The sequence below is a fragment of the Streptomyces botrytidirepellens genome, assembly GCF_003721215.1.
GTDB lineage: Bacteria > Actinomycetota > Actinomycetes > Streptomycetales > Streptomycetaceae > Streptomyces > Streptomyces himastatinicus.
In genome coordinates, this window is the sequence record NZ_RIBZ01000283.1 from 33,927 (window position 1) to 52,085 (window position 18,159).

Annotated in this window: 12 protein-coding genes and 1 pseudogene; all 13 read left to right on the plus strand. The window is 73.2% G+C overall.

All coding sequences use genetic code 11. From position 1 onward, the window contains the following. Positions 1-11: 11 nt before the first annotated feature. The 13 genes and pseudogenes from EEJ42_RS23465 to EEJ42_RS23525 all read left to right on the plus strand — a co-directional run bounded on the left by EEJ42_RS23465 (position 12) and on the right by EEJ42_RS23525 (position 18,137). Positions 12-1,826 (plus strand): acyl-CoA dehydrogenase family protein, encoded by a 1,815-nt coding sequence (locus EEJ42_RS23465; protein WP_123102560.1) that lies wholly within the window; start codon positions 12-14, stop codon positions 1,824-1,826. Next, positions 1,823-3,193: a cytochrome P450 gene (locus tag EEJ42_RS23470; RefSeq protein WP_123102562.1), complete on the plus strand. Its 1,371-nt coding sequence runs from the start codon at positions 1,823-1,825 to the stop codon at positions 3,191-3,193. Before EEJ42_RS23465 ends, EEJ42_RS23470 begins: the two co-directional genes overlap by 4 nt. Before the next feature lie 44 nt (positions 3,194-3,237). After that, positions 3,238-4,152 (plus strand): annotated as a pseudogene (locus tag EEJ42_RS23475) (cyclase family protein); the annotation flags it as partial. A gap of 213 nt (positions 4,153-4,365) precedes the next feature. Further along, complete coding sequence (locus EEJ42_RS23480; RefSeq protein ID WP_246097287.1) at positions 4,366-7,152, plus strand: SpoIIE family protein phosphatase; 2,787 nt, start codon at positions 4,366-4,368, stop codon at positions 7,150-7,152. 140 nt (positions 7,153-7,292) lie between these two features. Continuing rightward, entirely contained in the window at positions 7,293-8,825 is a 1,533-nt protein-coding gene (locus tag EEJ42_RS23485; RefSeq protein ID WP_123102564.1) for a sugar ABC transporter ATP-binding protein, read from the plus strand. A gap of 8 nt (positions 8,826-8,833) precedes the next feature. Then, entirely contained in the window at positions 8,834-9,892 is a 1,059-nt protein-coding gene (locus EEJ42_RS23490) for an ABC transporter permease (protein ID WP_123102566.1), read from the plus strand. Continuing rightward, complete coding sequence (locus tag EEJ42_RS23495) at positions 9,876-11,015, plus strand: substrate-binding domain-containing protein (protein WP_246097289.1); 1,140 nt, start codon at positions 9,876-9,878, stop codon at positions 11,013-11,015. The genes EEJ42_RS23490 and EEJ42_RS23495 overlap by 17 nt, the downstream gene beginning before the upstream one ends. 84 nt (positions 11,016-11,099) lie before the next feature. Continuing rightward, entirely contained in the window at positions 11,100-12,269 is a 1,170-nt protein-coding gene (locus tag EEJ42_RS23500; protein WP_123102568.1) for a mandelate racemase/muconate lactonizing enzyme family protein, read from the plus strand. Position 12,270: 1 nt separating this feature from the next. Further along, positions 12,271-13,344, plus strand: coding sequence for a LacI family DNA-binding transcriptional regulator (locus tag EEJ42_RS23505; protein WP_123102570.1), 1,074 nt, complete (start codon positions 12,271-12,273; stop codon positions 13,342-13,344). A gap of 78 nt (positions 13,345-13,422) precedes the next feature. Further along, positions 13,423-14,793, plus strand: a complete 1,371-nt coding sequence (locus EEJ42_RS23510) for an MFS transporter (RefSeq protein ID WP_123102572.1) — start codon at positions 13,423-13,425, stop codon at positions 14,791-14,793. A 10-nt stretch (positions 14,794-14,803) separates the two neighbouring features. Then, on the plus strand, positions 14,804-16,231 hold the full coding sequence (locus tag EEJ42_RS23515) for an aldehyde dehydrogenase family protein (protein WP_123102574.1): 1,428 nt from the start codon (positions 14,804-14,806) through the stop codon (positions 16,229-16,231). A 35-nt stretch (positions 16,232-16,266) separates the two neighbouring features. Beyond that, on the plus strand, positions 16,267-17,178 hold the full coding sequence (locus tag EEJ42_RS23520) for a transketolase (RefSeq protein ID WP_123102576.1): 912 nt from the start codon (positions 16,267-16,269) through the stop codon (positions 17,176-17,178). Continuing rightward, positions 17,175-18,137, plus strand: a complete 963-nt coding sequence (locus EEJ42_RS23525; protein WP_123102578.1) for a transketolase family protein — start codon at positions 17,175-17,177, stop codon at positions 18,135-18,137. Before EEJ42_RS23520 ends, EEJ42_RS23525 begins: the two co-directional genes overlap by 4 nt. Positions 18,138-18,159: the final 22 nt, after the last annotated feature.

Consider the following 18,159-nt stretch of genomic DNA (forward strand, 5'->3'; position numbering starts at 1 on the left):
AGAGGGCGGAGATGGGCACTGCCGTCATGGCGGGCCGGGCACAGGTGTCGCTGCTGACCGAGGTGCTCTTCGACGGGCGATTCGACGATGTGCACAGACCCTGGACGGAGCATTTGCGTCGGGACATTTTCCGATACCGCGACGGATTGTCGCCGTCGGAGCGTTCCGCGCTCGCTTATGAGCGTTTGCGGGTCGTCAATGAAGGAATCGCATCCGTCGAGGAGTTCGTCACGGCGACGGACCGGCTGGTGTCCCTGCACGAGTGGCTGGGAATGGTCGACGGCTCGCTGACCACTCTGGCGACCATTCACTACAACCTGTTTCTCGGCAGCCTCCTCCGCCTCGACCCCCACCGCACCGTGGACCTCGCCCCCTTCACCCGGCTGCTGCGGTACGGCACCGTCCTGATCACCGAGCTCGGCTACGGAAACAACGCCGCCGAGCTGGAGACCACGGCTGTCCACCAGCCCGAGGCCGACACCTTCGTGCTGCACACCCCGTCGGCCGGGGCCCAGAAGTTCATGCCCAACACCGGCCCCGCCGGGGGCAGCAAGAGCGGACTGGTCGCGGCCCGGCTGATCGTCCGCGGCCAGGACTGCGGGGTGTTCCTGTTCCTGGTGCCGCTGCGCGACGAGCGGGGGCCGCTGCCCGGCATCCGGATACGGCCCCTCTCGGAGACCCCCGGTTCGTCGGTCGACCACGCCATCACCTCGTTCGACCACGTCGTGCTGGAGCGTACGGCGCTGCTGGCCGGTGACCACGCGGACCTGACCGCCGAGGGTGCCTTCCGCAGTGCCATCGGCAGTCGGCGCCGCCGGTTCCTGCGGTCCATCCAGCGCGTCACCACGGGCAAGCTCTGCCTGGCCGCGGCGGCCCTGGGCGGAGCCCGGGCGGCACTCGTCATCGCCGTGCGCTACGCCCATCGGCGGCACACCTTCGCCCCGGCGAGCCGGACCGGTGTCCCGCTCTTCGCCTACCGCTGCAACCAGACCCGACTGCTCGGCGCGGCGGCCCACGCCTACGCGGCGTCCTTCCTGCTGCGCGAGGCCACCCGCCACTGCACCGGGCGGGACGACCCCGAATCGGCCGAGGCGGAGGTGCTCGTCGCGGCGGCCAAGGGCTGGATCACCTGGCAGGCCAGGGACATCGCGATCGAGTGCCGCGAACGCTGCGGTGCCCAGGGGCTGTTGTCGGCCAACCGCATCGTCGACCTGCTCACGCCGATCGAGTCCACCATCACCGCCGAAGGGGACAACCTCGTCATCTGGACGAAGGCCGCCGCCGACATGCTGACCGGGCGCGGCTACAGCCCGCCCCCGACCCCCGCCGCGCGGACCGGCCCGCCGACCGACCGCGCCCACCTGCTCGACCTGCTCGTGCGGCACGAGCTGTCCTGCCTCCAGCAGGCCCGCAACCGGCTCACCCGGTCCAGCGACGGCGCGCTGGACCGCTGGAACCAGGCGGTGAACCCGGCCCTGGACCTCGTCGACGCGTACGCCACCCGGCGCGCCGCCGAGGCGTTCCTGACCGCTGTCGACGGCGTCGCCGACGACGCCACGCACGGCCTGCTGGAGCAGGTCTTCCGGCTGTTCGCCCTGCAACGCCTCGCGCCCCACGCGGGCCTGCTGCTGGCGGACGGGCACCTCGGCGCCGACACGGTCCGCGACCTCGCCCCCGCCGTCGACCGCGTCGCCGCCGCGTTGGCCCCCCACGCTCCGGCCCTCGTGGAGGCGTTCGCCATCCCGGACGACCTCCTCCAAGCGCCCATCGCCACCGACGGTTACGCCGCCGCCTACGACGACCCGGCCGGGCCGTGGCAGCCATGAGCGACGCGTTCACCCGGGAGCCGCCCTGGGACCCCCGGCGCTTCCCACCGGCCTCCCGGGCGCCGCGGCCCGTGCAGACGGCGCGGATGCTCCGGGACCCCCAGGGCTACGCGCGCTCCCTGCGCCGCCGGTTCGGTCCGGTCTTCTCGCTCCGCACCTACCCCTACCGCGGTGCCCTCGTCTGCGCGGCCGACGCCGCGGCCAACCGGGCGGTGCTGACCGACCACGAGCGGTTCGCCGGCGGTGACGGCGCCGCCCTGCTGGCGCCCGCGGTCGGCGCCGGATCGCTGATCTGCACGCCACCGCCCCTGCATCTGACCCACCGCAAGCTCCTGCTGCCGCCCTTCCACGGGGAGCGGATCACCCGCTGGGGGCAGTGGGTGCGGGAGCTCGTGCACAGTGGCCTGCCCGAACTGCTGGGCGGCGACGGCGTTCCCGTGCGGCCGTGGGCGCAGCGGCTGACGCTCGACGTCATCCTGAGAGTCGTCTTCGGCCTGACGGACCCGGCCCGCGTCGCCACCTTCCGCCGCGCGCTGAACGCGTTCGTCGACACGGGCAACCTCGCCGTCCTGTTCCTTCCGGGGCCGCTGCGGCGCGATCTCGGGCCGCTCTCGCCGGGCGGCCGCTTCCTCCGGCTCCGCGCGGCCGTGCGGGACCTGACCCGCGAGGAGATCGCCGCGCGCCGCGCCGCGCCCGACCGCGCCCACCGCGACGACGTGCTGTCCATGCTGCTGGACGCCCGTGACGAGCACGGCGCCGGGCTGGACGACGCACAGCTGCTCGACGAGCTGACCGGCCTCGTCCTGGCCGGTTACGAGACCACGGCGACCACGATCGCCTGGACCCTGCACCTGCTCGCCCACCATCCCGCCGCCCGCGACGACCTGGTCGCCGACCTCGACGCGGGCTCGGACCGGCTGCTCAAGGCGACCGTCAAGGAGTCCTCCCGGCTGCGCCCCGCCGTCTACAACGCCATGCGCACCGCGGCACACGACACGGAGCTGGGCGGCCACCCGGTGCCCCGGCACGCGTTCGTCGCGGCGCTGTTCCCGGTCACCCACCTCGACCCCGGGCTATGGCCGCAACCCGACGCCTTCCGGCCCGGGCGCCATCTGGGCCCGGACCCGGCGCCTTACGCGCTGACCCCGTTCGGCGGCGGCCTGCGGCGCTGCATCGGGGTGTCGCTGGCGCAGCTGGAGATCGAGACCGTCCTGACGGAGATCCTCGCGACCGCCCTTCCCGAACCGTCCGGACCGCTGGAGCCTGCGCGGCTCCTCGCGGTGACGATCGTGCCCGCCCGGGGCGGACGGATCCGGCTCCGCGCGCGCCGGGCGCACCGCCCCGCCTCACGCATCTGGAACTTATAGACTTTTCACGGAAGCCGTTCCGAACCCCATCGGGGTGAGCACGGATGACCAGCAGCAAGGGACCGGCCGTCTCCCGCGAGGAGTTCGACGCGCTCTTCGAGACGGTCCGGACGTGGGGGCGCTGGACCCCGGCCGACCGCGGCGCGTGGAACCGGGTGACCCCGGAGCAGGTGCGGCGGGCCGTCACCCGCGTACGGTCCGGGGCGGTCGTCCCGCTGGCGCGGCCCTGGGACACGCGGTCCGCGCCGGACAACCCCCGGCCCGCGCTGCACCACATGACGGACCTCGGCGACGTGGAACCGCCGGAGCCCTCCGTGCACAAGGACTTCCTCGCCGCCGACTACCACGGCAAGGCCATGACCCATCTCGACGCGCTGTGCCACGCCGCCTACCGGGGGCGGCTCTACGACGGCCGGGCGGCACATGAGGTGATCGACGCCGCGGGCGCCCGCTACGGGGCGGTCGGCGCGCTCGGGCCGCTCGTCACGACGGGCGTCCTGCTCGACCTTCCCGCCGTCCTGGGGGCCGCCTGGCTGGAGCCGGGGCAGGCGGTGCACGCCGAGGACATCGTCGCCGCCGAACGGGCACTGGGGGTGACGATCGGGGAGGGGGACGCGGTGCTGCTGCGCTCCGGGAGCCTGCGCCGTCGAGCGGAGCGCGGCGCCTGGGATCCGGGCGCGGCGAGCGCGGGGCTGCACGTGGATGCCGTCCCGTTGCTGGCCGAGCGCGGTATCGCCCTGCTCGGCGGGGACGGCGACAACGACGTACGGCCCTCGCCGGTCGAGGGTGTGCACTCGCCGGTCCATGCGCTCGCCCTGGCCGCGATGGGGGTGCCGCTGCTGGACAACCTCGACCTCGAAGCGCTCTCCGCCGCCACGGCCGAGGCGGGCCGCTCCGCGTTCCTGCTGGTCGTGGCGCCATTGAACGTACCGGGCGGAACGNGCCGAGGCGGGCCGCTCCGCGTTCCTGCTGGTCGTGGCGCCATTGAACGTACCGGGCGGAACGGGTTCACCCGTCACCCCGGTCGCGGTGCTGTGAGGGGCGAGCCCCGCCCGGTCACCGTAGGTGATGCATCGAATACACCTATTTCTGCCCTCCGGGCTATTGCCCGTACCCGTTATTGTCGAAGAGTGGGCTTTTGGGGCTAATCACAGCGAATTGCTAGGAGAGGCGTGATTCAGTCCGGTGAGGAAGCGATCCTGGCGGGGCTCGTGGCAGGCGGCATCGGGCCCGCACGTTCGCGTGAGCGCTTCCTCGAGGGGGAGGCGGTTCAGGCAGGCGTACGAGGCCTGATCCTGAACTCGTGGCAGCGCTGCCGGGTCCTGGGCCTGCCGCTGGGCGGCTTCGAGCTTCCGTACCGGGATTTCGACCCCGAGGACCGGCTGGTCCGCGCCGCCACCCCGGTGCTCGACCGGCTGCGGGCCAGGTACCAGGGCAGCCCGATGAACATCGCGCTCGCCGACGGAGACGGGACCGTGCTCCAGCGCCGTTTCGGCGACGACGCGTGGGCCAGAACCCTCCCGCCGATCCAGCAGACACCGGGCTTCGTCTTCGCCGAGCAGTTCGCCGGTACCAACGGCATCGGCCTCGCCCTGGCGGAACGGCGGCTCATCCAGGTCTACGGCGCCGAGCACTTCTCCGAGCGCGGCCTGACGAACGGGTGCAGCGCGATACCCGTCCGCGACCCGCTGAGCGGGCGCATCGAGGGCATCCTGTGCCTGGCCTATCCGCGCACCTCCGGGCATCCGGTGCTGGACGGCGTGCTGCGCAGAGCGGCCCAGGCCATCGAACGGCGGCTGCTGGCGCAGAGTTCGGCGCGGGAGCGCGGGCTGCTGCGTGCGTACCTGGACGCGTCCGGTGCGGCGGGTACCGGCGAGGGCGGCGGGCACACCATGGGGGTGGACGCCTTCGTCCAGGGGCTGCCCCGCGGCGACCAGATGATGATCAAGGAGTGGGCCGCCGAGCTGCTGTCGCACGGACAGCGGGCCGCCGTCGACGTGACCCTGTCCGACGGGCGGCGGGTCACCCTCGTGAGCCGCCCGATGACGAGCACGGCCGGGGTGGAGGGCATGGCGATCGAGGCCATGTTCCCCGACCACTCACCGAGGCCGCCCCTCACCCTCCCCTCGCACCTCACCGTCCCGCCCCCCTCCGGCCGGGGCGCACCGGCCGACAGGAAGCCCGCGCCCAAGGCCCCGGCCGCCGAGGCGCGCCGCGCGGAGCGGGGCCACGTCACCGACGGGCTGGCCGGGCTGGTGCTGGTCGGCGAGCCGGAGGTGGGGAAGTACGCCCTGGCGGCGCGGCGCCGCATGGAGCTGCTGTCCGAGGCCAGCGCGAGCATCGGCACCACCCTGGACGTGCGCCGCACCGCCCAGGAACTCGCCGAGACGGCCGTCCCGGGGCTGGCCGACTTCGTCACCATCGACCTGCCCGACGCCGTGCTGCGCGGCGACGAACCCCTCGACCCCCGGCACGACCTGCGCCGCGCAGTGATCCACGGCATCCGCGACGACTGCCCCTTCTACCCGGTCGGCAAGCGGATCACGTACCACCCCACCACGCCCCAGCTGCGCTGTGTGAACACCGGGCACGCGGTCCTCGAACCGGACCTGAAGACCGCCGCGGGCTGGCTCATCCAGGACCCCGAGCACACCACGCGGCTGCTGTCCCACGTCCGCTCCCTCATCGCCGTCCCCCTGGTCGCCCGCGGCACGGTCCTGGGCATCGTCACCTTCTACCGCTCGCTCGAGCCCGAGCCGTTCGGGGACGACGACCGTTCGCTGGCCCAGGAGCTGGCGACTCGCGCCGCGCTGTCCATGGACAACGCCCGGCGCTACACCCGCGAACACACCATGGTCCTGGCCCTCCAGCGCAGCCTGCTCCCGCACGGCGTGCCCACCCAGGACGCGGTCGACGTCGCCCACCGCTATCTGCCCGCCGAGTCCCGGGTGGGCGGCGACTGGTACGACATCATCCCGTTGCCCGGCACCCGCGTCGGCCTCGTCGTCGGCGACGTCGTCGGCCACGGCATGCACTCCGCCGCCACCATGGGACGGCTGCGCACCGCCGCGCGCAGCTTCGCCGAACTCGACTTCCCCCCGGACGAGGTGCTGACCCACCTCGACAACCTGGTGCTGCGCCTGGACCGGGAGGAGAGCAGCGAAGGCTCCGGCGACGGATTCGGCATCATCGGCGCGACGTGTCTGTACGTCGTCTACGATCCGACCTCGCAGCGCTGCGCCATGGCCCGCGCCGGTCACCCTCCGCCCGCGCTGGTCCGCCCCGACGGCACCGTGTCGTTCCCCGACCTGCCCGCCGGACCCCCGCTCGGGCTGGGCGGGCTGCCCTTCGAGACCGCCGAGATCGAGGTCTCCGAGGGCAGTCAGCTGGTGCTCTACACCGACGGGCTGATCGAGGACCGGCACCGTGGCATCGACGTGGCCCTCGACCGGTTGCGCGCGGTCCTGGCCCACCCGGAGCGCACGCCCGAGGACACCTGCCGGGCGGTCCTGGACGACGTGGCGCCCGTCCATCCCTGCGACGACATCGCCGTGCTCGTCGCCCGCACCCATGCCTTCGACGCGCAGCGGGTCGCCACCTGGGAGCTGCCCGCCGACCCGGCCGTCGTCCCCGAGATCCGGGCCGCCGCCGACCGGCAGCTGGTCGACTGGGGCCGGGAAGAGGTCTCGTTCGTGGCGGAGTTGCTGCTCAGCGAGCTGGTCACCAACGCGCTACGGCACGCGAGCGGGCCCATCGGGGTGCGGCTGCTGCACGGCCGCACCCTGATCTGCGAGGTCTCCGACACCAGCAGCACCTCCCCGCATCTGCGCCGGGCGGCCACCACCGACGAGGACGGCCGCGGTCTGTTCCTCGTCGCCCAGCTGGCGCTGGCCTGGGGCACCCGCCACACCCCGGACGGCAAGGTCATCTGGGCCGAATGCCCCCTCGGCGCCCCATGAGGCCGGTCCCGACGCCTTCGTTGGCCCGTTGGGGTAACGGAGCCGCCGAGCCCGGTTCGTTTCGGTAAATGCCAAGATCATTCCCGCTAAGGTCGCGGATGTGAGGTGGGAATGCTCGCCAGGTCGGCCCGGAGACGTCCGTGGATGACACCGTCGACACCTCGGTGAACTCCCCGGCCGCGGGAGCGGAACCGCTCGTCCGCATCCGGGGCCTCAGCAAGCGGTTCGGCGGCACGCTCGCACTGGACCGCGTCGACCTCGACATCCACCGGGGGAGCGTCCTCGCGCTGCTCGGCCCCAACGGCGCCGGGAAGTCCACGCTCATCAAGGTGCTCGCGGGGTATCACCCCGCCGACGGCGGGACGGTGACGGTGGCCGGGCACCCGCTCGGGACCGAGGCCGCCTCCCGGAACATGTCCTTCACCCATCAGGACCTCGGCCTCGTGGAGTGGATGACGGTCGCCGAGAACATCGCCCTGACCACGGGCTATCCCCGCCGCGGCGGGCTGATCTCCTGGCGGCGGACCCGGGAGCGCGGCGCGGAGGTCCTGCGGACCGTCGCCGGACACCTCCCGGCCGACACCCGGATCGCCGACCTCGCGCCCGCAGAACGCTCCCTGGTCGCCATCGCCCGCGCCCTCGCGTCACGGGCGCGGCTCATCGTCCTCGACGAGCCGACCGCCAGCCTCCCCGCCGCCGACTGCGCCCGGCTCTTCGGCGTCCTGCACACCCTGCGCGACCTGGGGCACGCCATCCTCTACGTCAGCCATCGCCTGGACGAGGTGTACGAGGTCGCCGACGCCTTCGCGGTGCTGCGCGACGGCCGCCTCGTCAGCCGGGGCCCGCTGGCGGCACACGGCGCCGCCCGCCTGGTGCGGGACATCGTGGGCGACGAGCCGACCGAATACCGGCCCGGCACCGCCCCCGCCGGAGGCCCGGCCGTGCTGACCCTCGACGGCGTCCGGACGGCCCAGGCCGGACCGGTCTCCCTCGACGTGCGGGCCGGGGAGATCCTCGGCCTGGTGGGGCTCACCGGCGCCGGGCACCGGGAGCTGGGCCGTGCCCTCGCGGGCGCCCGGCCGATCGTCGCCGGGCGGGCGCTCCTCGACGGACGGCCGTACCGCCCGCGCACGGTCGCCGCCGCCGTCGCCTCCGGGGTCGGCCTGGTGACCGGCAACAGGGTGGAGGAGGGCTGCGCCGCCGAACTGACCGTACGGGAGAACCTGCTGGCCAACCCGCGTACCGGCGGTCCACCGGCGCGGCGCTGGATCAGCCCCCGCCGGGAGCGGGCCGAGGCCCTCACCCTGATCGAACGGTTCGCGGTGCGACCCCGCGACAGCGAGGCCCCGATCGCCACCCTGTCCGGCGGCAACCAGCAGAAGGTCGTGCTCGGCCGGTGGCTCCGGGGCGGGGCGCGCGTGCTGATCCTGGAGGAGCCGACCGCGAGCGTGGACATCGGGGCCAAGGCGGCGATCTACCGGCTGCTCGACGACGCGCTGGCGGCCGGTCTCGCGGCGGTGCTCATCTCCACCGACTTCGAGGAGGTCGCGGGGGTGTGCCGCCGCGCCCTGGTGTTCGTCCGGGGCGCCGTGACCGCCGAGCTGAGCGGCGCGTCGCTCACCGTCGTGGACCTCACCCGGGCGGCCTCGGCGCTGCCCGCGTCCGGGACCTGAGGCCCCGGATGACGCCCCCGCCCCCGCCCCGATCCCGCCTCTTCGCAAGGCCGGGGCGCGGCCGGGCGGGCGGGCACCTCATCGGTACGTACGGCCTGCCGGCCCTCACCGCCCTGCTGTTCCTCATCTTCTCCGTGACCCTGCCGCGCACCTTCCCGACCCTGGACAACATCTCCTCGATCCTGACCAACCAGTCGATCCCGGCCGTGCTCGCGCTCGGTGCGACGGTCCCCATCGTGACCGGCAACTTCGACCTCTCCATCGGATACGGCCTGGGCCTGGCGCATGTGATGGTGATGCAGCTCATCGTCCACGAGGGATGGCCGTGGCCGCTGGCCTGCCTGGCGGTGATCGCCGGGGGCACGGCGGTCGGGGTGTTCAACGGTGTCATCACCGAGTTCGGCCAGATCGACTCGTTCATCGCCACCCTCGGAACCGGGAGCATGCTCTACGCCGTCACCGGCTGGGTCACCGGCGGCGGCAGGATCGTCCCCGGACCGGACGGCCTGCCGGACGCCTTCACCGACCTCTACGACTCCACCTTCCTCGGCCTGCCGGTCCCCGCCTTCTACGTGCTCGCGCTGGCCGTCGCCCTGTGGCTGCTGCTGGAGCGGCTGCCGCTCGGCCGGTATCTGTACGTCATCGGCTCGAACCGCCGCGCCGCCGACCTCGTCGGCATCCCCACCCGCCGGTACTCCGTCTGCGCCTTCGCCGTATCGGGCCTGGTCGTCGGCCTGGCCGGGGTGCTCCTCGCGGCGCAGCAGCAGCTCGGCAACCCGAGCGTCGGCCTCGACTATCTGCTGCCCGCCTTCGCGGGCGCCCTGCTCGGCTCCACCGCGATCAAACCCGGCCGCGCCAACGCCCTGGGCACCGTCGTCGCCGTGGCGGTCCTCGCCATCGGGCTCTCCGGCATCGGCCAGCTCGGTGCCCAGTTCTGGGTGACGCCGCTGTTCAACGGCGGCACCCTGCTCGTCGTCGTCGGCCTGGCCGGTTACTCCGCGCGTCGCCGGCTGCGTACGGGCATCACCGCGGACCGGCGGAGGGGTTCCCGTGCGGCCCCGCCGTAGGACGGCCCTCATCGCCGCCGTGCTGCTGGCGGCGGGTGTCCTCGCCGGTTGTGAGCGCGGCTCGTCGGCCGGGGGAGGGGACTCCACCGCGGGGCCGCGCGGCTGTCCCGCGGTCCTCGCCCGGGCCAAGGCCGCCGTCGAGCGCGCCGAGCGGAGCGACGCCCCCTGGAACGGGCCGACCCGCGGCCCCCGGGCGGTGCCCGGCAAGACCATCGTCTATGTCGCGCAGACCATGACCAACCCCGGCGTCGCGGGCGCCGCGCAGGGAGTGCGGGACGCGGCGAAGGCCATCGGCTGGAGGGTCCGGGTGATCGACGGCGGAGGCACCCCGGCGGGCATCCAGGCGGCGCTGAGCGAGGCCGTCACCCTCAAACCCTCGGGCATCGTCATCGGCGGCTTCGACCCCAAGTCGACCGCGCGGCAGGTCGCGCAGGCCGATGCGGCGGGCATCCCGCTGATCGGCTGGCACGCGGTCGCGTCCCCCGGCCCCAGTACGAAGCCCAGGCTGTTCACCAACGTCACCACCAGGGTCGAGGGCACGGCCAGGATCAGCGCGGACTGGGTGATCGCGCGGTCCAACGGCAGGGCCGGGGTCGTGGTGTTCACCGATGCCTCGATCCCGTTCGCCAGGAACAAGTCCGAGCTGATCAGGAAGGGGCTGGCCAGGTGCCGGGACGTCAGGCTGCTGGCCTACGAGAACATTCCGATCCCCGACGCCGGCAGCCGCACCCCGCAGGAGGTCTCCTCCCTCCTCTCCCGCTTCCGGGACGAGTGGACCTACTCCGTCGCCATCAACGACCTGTACTTCGCGGACGCGGCCCCCGCCCTCCGCGCGGGCGGCAGACGGGGCTCCGGCCCGCCCTTCAACATCGGCGCGGGCGACGGCGACCCGTCGGCCTTCCAGCGCATCAACCACCGGCAGTACCAGGCCGCCACCGTGCCCGAGCCGCTGTCCCAGCAGGGCTGGCAGATGATCGACGAGTTCAACCGGGCGTTCTCCGGCCGGGCCCCCAGCGGGTACACCGCCCCGGTCCACATCTCCACGGCCGCCAACAGCGCGGGGGCGACCAGTTGGAACCCTCCGGGCTATCGGGCGGCGTACCGGAAGATCTGGGGCTCCTGACGCCGGGTGGTGCACGACCCTTGACAGGGGCTGTGGGGGCGCCGTTCTCTGGAACCGATTCCAGAACCGATTCCAGGAGTCAGGATGACGATCGCCGCCACCGTCAGCGTCCACGATCCGCAAGGCCCCGGCGCGTCCGGGCTGACCATCACCGGCATCGACGTCGTGGCGGTGCGCGCCCCGCTGGCCCGGGAGTTCAAGGGCAGCTTCTACCGGATGACCCACCGCGCGACCCTGATCACCCGGGTGCGCACCGAGGAGGGCATCGTCGGGGAGGCGTACGTGGGGGACGAGGACGGCGCCCTCGCCGACATCGCCGCGATCATCCTGCGCGAGATAGCCCCGCGCCTCGTCGGCGAGGACGCCTTCGCCACCGAGCGCTGCTGGGACCTCGCCTATCCGGTCACGTACGACATCCTGCGCGACCGCCGCCACGGGCTGGTGGCCCTGGCCGGGGTCGACACCGCGATCTGGGACGCGGTCGGCAAGGCGCTGCGGATGCCGCTGCACCGGCTGTGGGGCGGCTACCGCAGGGAGATCCCCCTGGTGGCGATCGGCGGCTACTACGGAGAACCGCTGGGCGCCATCGAGGACGAGATCGCGTTCTACAAGGGCCTTGGCCTGGCCGGGATGAAGATCAAGGTCGGCGGGGCCTCGCCCGAGACCGACGCCAAGCGGGTCGCCGCCGCCCGGGAGGCGGCCGGTGACGACTTCGTCATCACCGTGGACGCCAACCAGGGCTACACCGTCGCCGACGCGCTGGAGTTCGCCTGGCGCGTCGAGGACCTCGGCATCCGCTGGTTCGAGGAGCCGGTGCGCTGGCACAACGACCGCCGTTCCCTGCGCGACGTGCGCATGCGCACCCGCATCCCGGTCGCCGCGGGCCAGAGCGAGTACAGCGCCAGCGGCTGCCGGGACCTGATGGAGGCGGGCGCCGTCGACGTCTGCAACTTCGACGCCTCCTGGTCCGGGGGACCGACGGCCTGGCGCCGCACCGCCGCCATCGCCACCTCGTACGACGTCCAGATGGGCCATCACGAGGAGCCGCAGGTCTCGGCGCATCTGCTGGCCAGTCAGCCGCACGGCACCTACGCCGAGTGCTTCCACCCGGACCGGGACCCGTTCTGGTGGCATCTGATCGCCACGGAACGGCGGCTGGTGGACGGCAAGCTCCAGCTGTCCGACGAACCCGGCCTCGGCTGGGAACTGGACGAGGACTACATAGCCGAGTACCGCGTCGAGCCGGGGGCCTGAGATGGCGTCCGACCCCGGCTTCGGGACGCGCGGCGGCCGACCGCACCGGGTGGCGATCCGCGAGGTGGCCGAGCACGCCGGAGTGGCGGTGTCCTCGGTGTCCCGCGTCATCTCGGGGCATCCGGACGTCAGCGAGACGATGCGCGAAAAGGTCATGAAGGCCATCGACGAACTGGGCTTCGTCCCGGGGCTCGCGGCGCAGAGCATCCGCACCGGTGCCACGAAGACCATCGGCTTCGTCATCAGCGACATCCGCAACCCGCTGCTCGCCGAGATCGCCCACGCGGCCGAGACCCGGCTGCGGATGCGCGGCTACACGCTGCTGATGATGAGTTCCCTCCACGACCCCGAGCTGGAGGCCGACCATCTGCGCCGGCTCGCCCAGCACCGCGTGGAAGGGCTGCTGGTGTCGGTCACCGACGAGCAGAACCCGGAGACGGTCGGCCTGCTCGCCCGGGCCGGTGTCCCCGTCGTCCTGCTCGACCGCGACATCCCCGACCTGCCCACCGCCTCCGCCGCCCGATTCGACCACGCCGGGGGACTGACCGCCGCGGTGCGGCACCTGGCCGACCTCGGACACCGCTCCATCGGGCTCGTCGGCGGCTCGCCCCACACCCGCCCCTCCCGGGAGCGCGAACAGGCCCTGCACCGGGTCGTCGCCGAGCTGCCCGGAGTCACCGCCCGCGTCCACGGCGGGGACTTCGCCAAGGAACACGGGGCGAAGGCCACGTACGCGCTGCTGACCGGCGAGGACCGCCCGACGGCGCTGATCGCCGGATCCAATCAGATCCTGGTCGGTGTGCTGTCGGCGCTCGCCGAACTCCCCTACGAGATCCCCCGGGATCTGTCCCTGGTCACCTGCGACGACGCCCCGATGGCGGCCTTCCTGCGGCCACGGCTCGCGACGATCCGCAGGGATGTCGCCCGGATCGGCCGCGAAAGCGCCGATCTCCTGCTCGAGGCCCTGGCCGGTGCGCCGCCGCGGTCCATCGAGCTGCCGACCCGATTCGACCGGGCGGGGTCGTGTGCCGCCCCGCCCCCGTCCCCGCCCCCGTCCCCGTCCCCGGACCGGTGACCGCACCGGTCACCGCAACGCGTCACCGCACCACTGCGTCACCGCGCCACCGCTTCACCGAAGAAGCAGGGAGAAGCCATGTCCGCCCCCTTGTCGTCCGGCGTCACCACGGGCGCCGTCTCCCCATCCCCGACCGCCGCCGAGGACGCCGCCAATCTGCGCCGCGCCCGCTGGGGCGGCCTGGCCGGAACCGCCCTCGAACAGTACGACTTCGTCATCTACGGGACCGCGTCCGCGCTGGTCTTCAACACGGTGTTCTTCCCCGACGTCAGCCCGGCCGTGGGCTATCTCGGCAGCTTCGGGGCGTACGCCGTCGGCTTCCTCGCCCGGCCGCTGGGCGGCCTGTTCTTCTCCCGCTTCGGTGACCGGCTCGGCCGCAAGTGGGTGCTGGTCACCACGCTGTACCTGATGGGCATCGCCACGTTCCTGATCGGCCTGCTGCCGACGTACGAGACGATCGGGCTCGCCGCGCCCCTGCTGCTGGTCGTGCTGCGCTGCCTCCAGGGATTCGGCGCCGGTGCCGAAATGGCCGGTGGCACCGTGCTGCTGGCCGAGGCGGCGCGGCCCGGCAGGCGCGGCCTCACCGCCGCGCTGGTGTGGGTCGGCGCCTCGGGCGGCACGGCGCTCGGCGCCGTCGTGTGGCTGGCGGTCCAGCAGCTGCCCGACGACGCGATGATGAGCTACGGCTGGCGGCTGGTGTTCCTCAGCTCCCTCCTCGTCACGCTCCTGGCCTACCTGCTGCGGCGCAAGCTCCAGGACCCCCGCGTCTTCACCGAGGCCGCGCGGGAGCAGGCCCGGGAACACGCCGGGGAGCGGCGGCCCTCGCCCATCAAGGACGTGTGGACCAACAGCCGCCGCAACGTGCTGCGGGTGTTCGCGATGGTGGCCGGGGTCAGCCTCAACTCGTACACGTACCAGGTGTTCATGGGCAGCTACCTGGTGTCGAACGTCGGCGCCGACAAGGCCGTGTTCACCCGCGCGCTCCTGATCGGCGCCGTGTGCGGCATGGGCGCCGCGGTCTTCTTCGGCTGGCTGTCGGACCGGCTCGGCCGCCGCCCCGCGTACACCACCACCGCCCTGGCGATGATGACCCTGCCGGTCCCCGCCTTCCTGATGCTGGACACCGGCAGCCCCGTGATGATCACGGCGGTCATCATCCTGGGCTTCGTCTTCGCCGCCGAGGGCTCGGTGAGCGCCCAGGCGGCGTACCTGCCGGAGATCTTCGGCAGCCGCTACCGCTACGCCGGGGTCACCATGGGCCGCGAGCTGGCCTCCGTCGTCGGCGGCGCCGGACCGCTGGTCTGCTCGGCGCTGGTCACCTGGGCGAGCGGCAGCTGGATCCCCGTCGCGGCCCTGATGATCGTGAGCATCGCGGTCAGCCTCGCCGCCACCTGGCGCACCCCGGAGACCCGCGACCGGGACCTGTTCTCCGAGGCCGACGCGACCTGAAGGGCCCTTCATGCACACGCACACGCCCGCGTACATCGGCGGCAAGCACCTCGACGGCGCCGAGACCTACGACAACATCGACCCGGCGGACGGCCGTTCGCTCGGCACCGTGATCCGCTCCGGCCGACGCGAGATCGACCTGGCCGTCGAGGCGGCCCGGGCCGCCCAGCCCGGCTGGTACGCCACCCCGGTCGCCGACCGCGCCGTCGCCCTCACTCGCCTCGCCGACGCCATCACCGCCGAGTCCGAGACCCTGGCCCGGCTGGAGAGCGAGGACACCGGCAAGCCGATCGGGCAGGCGCGCGCCGACGCCGCCGTCTGCGCCCGCTACTTCCAGTTCTACGGCCACGCCATCGACACCTACTACGGCGACACCATCCCGGTGCGCCCCGGCATCCAGGCCTACACCACGCGCGAACCCTTCGGCGTCACCGGGCACATCGTCGCCTGGAACTACCCCATGCAGCTGTTCGCCCGGGGAGTCGCCCCGGCCATCGCCACCGGCAACTGCGCGGTCGTCAAACCGGCCGACGAAACACCCCGCACCGCGGTGCGGCTCGCCGAACTCGCCACCGCGTCCGGCATCCCCGACGGCGTGATCAACATCGTGCCCGGCATCGGAGCCGAGGCGGGCGCCGCGCTCACCGCCCACCCGGACGTCCGCCAGGTCGGCTTCGTCGGCTCCACGGCCGTCGGCGCCCAGGTCGCGCACGCCGCCGCCGAGCGGGTCGTGCCCGCCACGCTCGAACTGGGCGGCAAGTCCGCGCACGTGGTGTTCCCCGATGCCGACCTCGACGCCGCCGCCGAGGCCGTCACCAAGGGCATCCTCCAGAACGCAGGTCAGACCTGCTCGGCCGGTTCCCGGCTGATCGTGCACCGCGACGCCCACGACGCGCTGGTGCCGCGGCTGACCGCGGCGTTCTCCGCGGTACGCATCGGGCCCGGCGCCGACGATCCCGATCTGGGGCCGCTGGTGTCACGCAAACAGCAGGCCCGGGTCGCCGGTTTCCTCGACGGCCTCACCTCGGGCGAGGTGCTGGTGGGCGGCGCGGCCCCCGACGACCCGGAACTCGGCGAGGGCGCGTACTTCACCCCCACCCTCGTCGACGGGGTCGACCCGGGCAGCCGCCTCGCGCAGGAGGAGGTGTTCGGCCCGGTGCTCGCGGTGATGAGCTTCGACCGGCCCGAGGAGGCGGTACGGCTGGCCAACTCCACGCCGTACGCGCTGATGGGCGCCGTCTGGGCGTCGGACATCAGCCGCGCCCTGACCACCGCCCGCGGCATCGAGGCCGGGCAGGTGTACGTCAACGCGTTCGGCGCGGGCGGGGGCGTGGAGTTCCCGTTCGGCGGCTTCCGCGGCTCCGGCTACGGACGGGAGAAGGGGGTGGAGGCGCTGGACGCCTACACCCAGAGCAAGACCTTCATCATCAAGCTCTGAACGGCGGCCGTACGCCGGAAAGGACACCGAGGACCATGACCGCCGTCTCCTGTACGACGCCACCGGCCGACCGGCGGCGTCCGACCGACGCAGACCTCGGCCACCTGGCCACCCGCGCCCGCGAACTCATCCTGCGCACTGCCCACCAGGCCGGAGCCGGTCACGTCGGCGGCTCCCTGTCCGCCGCGGACCTGCTGGTCACGCTCTACTTCGACGAACTGCGGATCGACCCCGCACACCCCGGCGCACCGGAGCGGGACCGCTTCATCCTCTCCAAGGGCCACTGCGCCCTCGGCCTCTACGTCGCCCTCGCGATGCGCGGCTACTTCGACACCGCCGAGCTGGCCGACTTCGACCAGGGCGGTTCGCGGCTCCAGATGCATCCGGACATGACCAAGCTGCCCGGGATCGAGATGTCCACGGGGTCGCTCGGACAGGGCCTGTCCGCCGGGGTGGGCATGGCGCTGGGCGCGCGGCTGGGCGGGCCCGGTTCCCATCGGGACGCGCGGACGTACGTCCTGCTCGGCGACGGGGAGTTGCAGGAGGGCATGACCTGGGAGGCGGCGCACGTGGCGCCCCGCTACCAGCTGGGCAACCTGGTCGCGATCCTGGACCACAACGGCCTCCAGCAGTACGGCTGGCCGCGCGGTGCCGACGACCGTGGCGACCGGCGCGACCCCTGGGCGGGGGTCGACCTGCGGGCCACCTTCACCGGGCTCGGCTGGCGGGTGCTGGAGATCGACGGCAACGACATCGCCGCCATCCGGGCCGCGTTCGCCGAGGCCCGGCGGTCCGAGGTCACCGGCCCGCCCACGATGATCCTCGCCACCACCCGCAAGGGGCGCGGCGTCTCGTTCACGGAGATGACCATCCGGTGGCACACCGGCGCGCCAACCGAGGAGCAACTCGCCGCGGCCCTCGCCGAACTCGAAGGAGCCCACCGATGACCGGGACGGCCACACGGACGGCATCGATGCGCGAGGCGTGGGGCGCCACCCTGGTCGCCCTCGGCGAGGAGGACCCCCGCACCGTGGTGCTCGACGGCGACCTCGCCTCCAGCACCAAGGCCGACGCCTTCGCCGCGGCGCACCCCGACCGGTTCCTCCAGATGGGGATCGCCGAACAGAACCTGGTCGGCGTGGCGGTGGGCCTGGCCACCACCGGACTGGTGCCCTGGCTCTCCTCCTTCGGCGTGTTCTTCTCCCACCGGGCCGTGGATCCGATCCGGATGCTCGTCGCCCAGACCGACGCCAACGTCAAAATCGCGGCGGGATACACCGGGGTGTGCTTCGGCATGGCCGGAAAGTCGCACCACGACCACGCGGACCTCGCCGTGATGCGGGCGATGCCGCGCATGACCGTACTGGCGCCGGGCGATGCCGTCGAATGCGAGGCGTTCACCCGCTGGGCGCACGACCACGACGGCCCGGTGTATCTGCGGCTCGCCCGTGACCCGGGCCCTTCACTGCCCGTCGGAGTCACCTCCGGGGACACTGCCGTGGGGCCTTTGCGCGCGCTGCGCGACGGGCCGGACGGGGTGCTGGTCTCCACCGGCGCACAGACCGCCCGCACCCTGGAGGCCGCCGAGCTGCTGGCCGCCGACGGGCTCGACCTGCGCGTCCTGCACGCGCCGACCATCAAGCCCTTCGACGAACGCGGCCTGGTCGAGGGGTGCGCGGACCAGCCCTTCGTCGTCACCGTCGAGGAACACTCCACCTACGGCGGGCTCGGCGGCATGGTCGCCGAGGTCACCTCGGCCGGGCCGCGCCCGCTGCCGGTGCACCGCATCGCGCTGGAGGACACCTGGGTCGAGACCGGGTCCAATGACTATCTGCTGGAGCGGTACGGGCTGTCCGCGCGCGCCGTCGCGGCCCGCGTCGCCCGGCTGGCCGGGGTGTCGAGGTGACCGTACGGGAACCGTCCGAGGG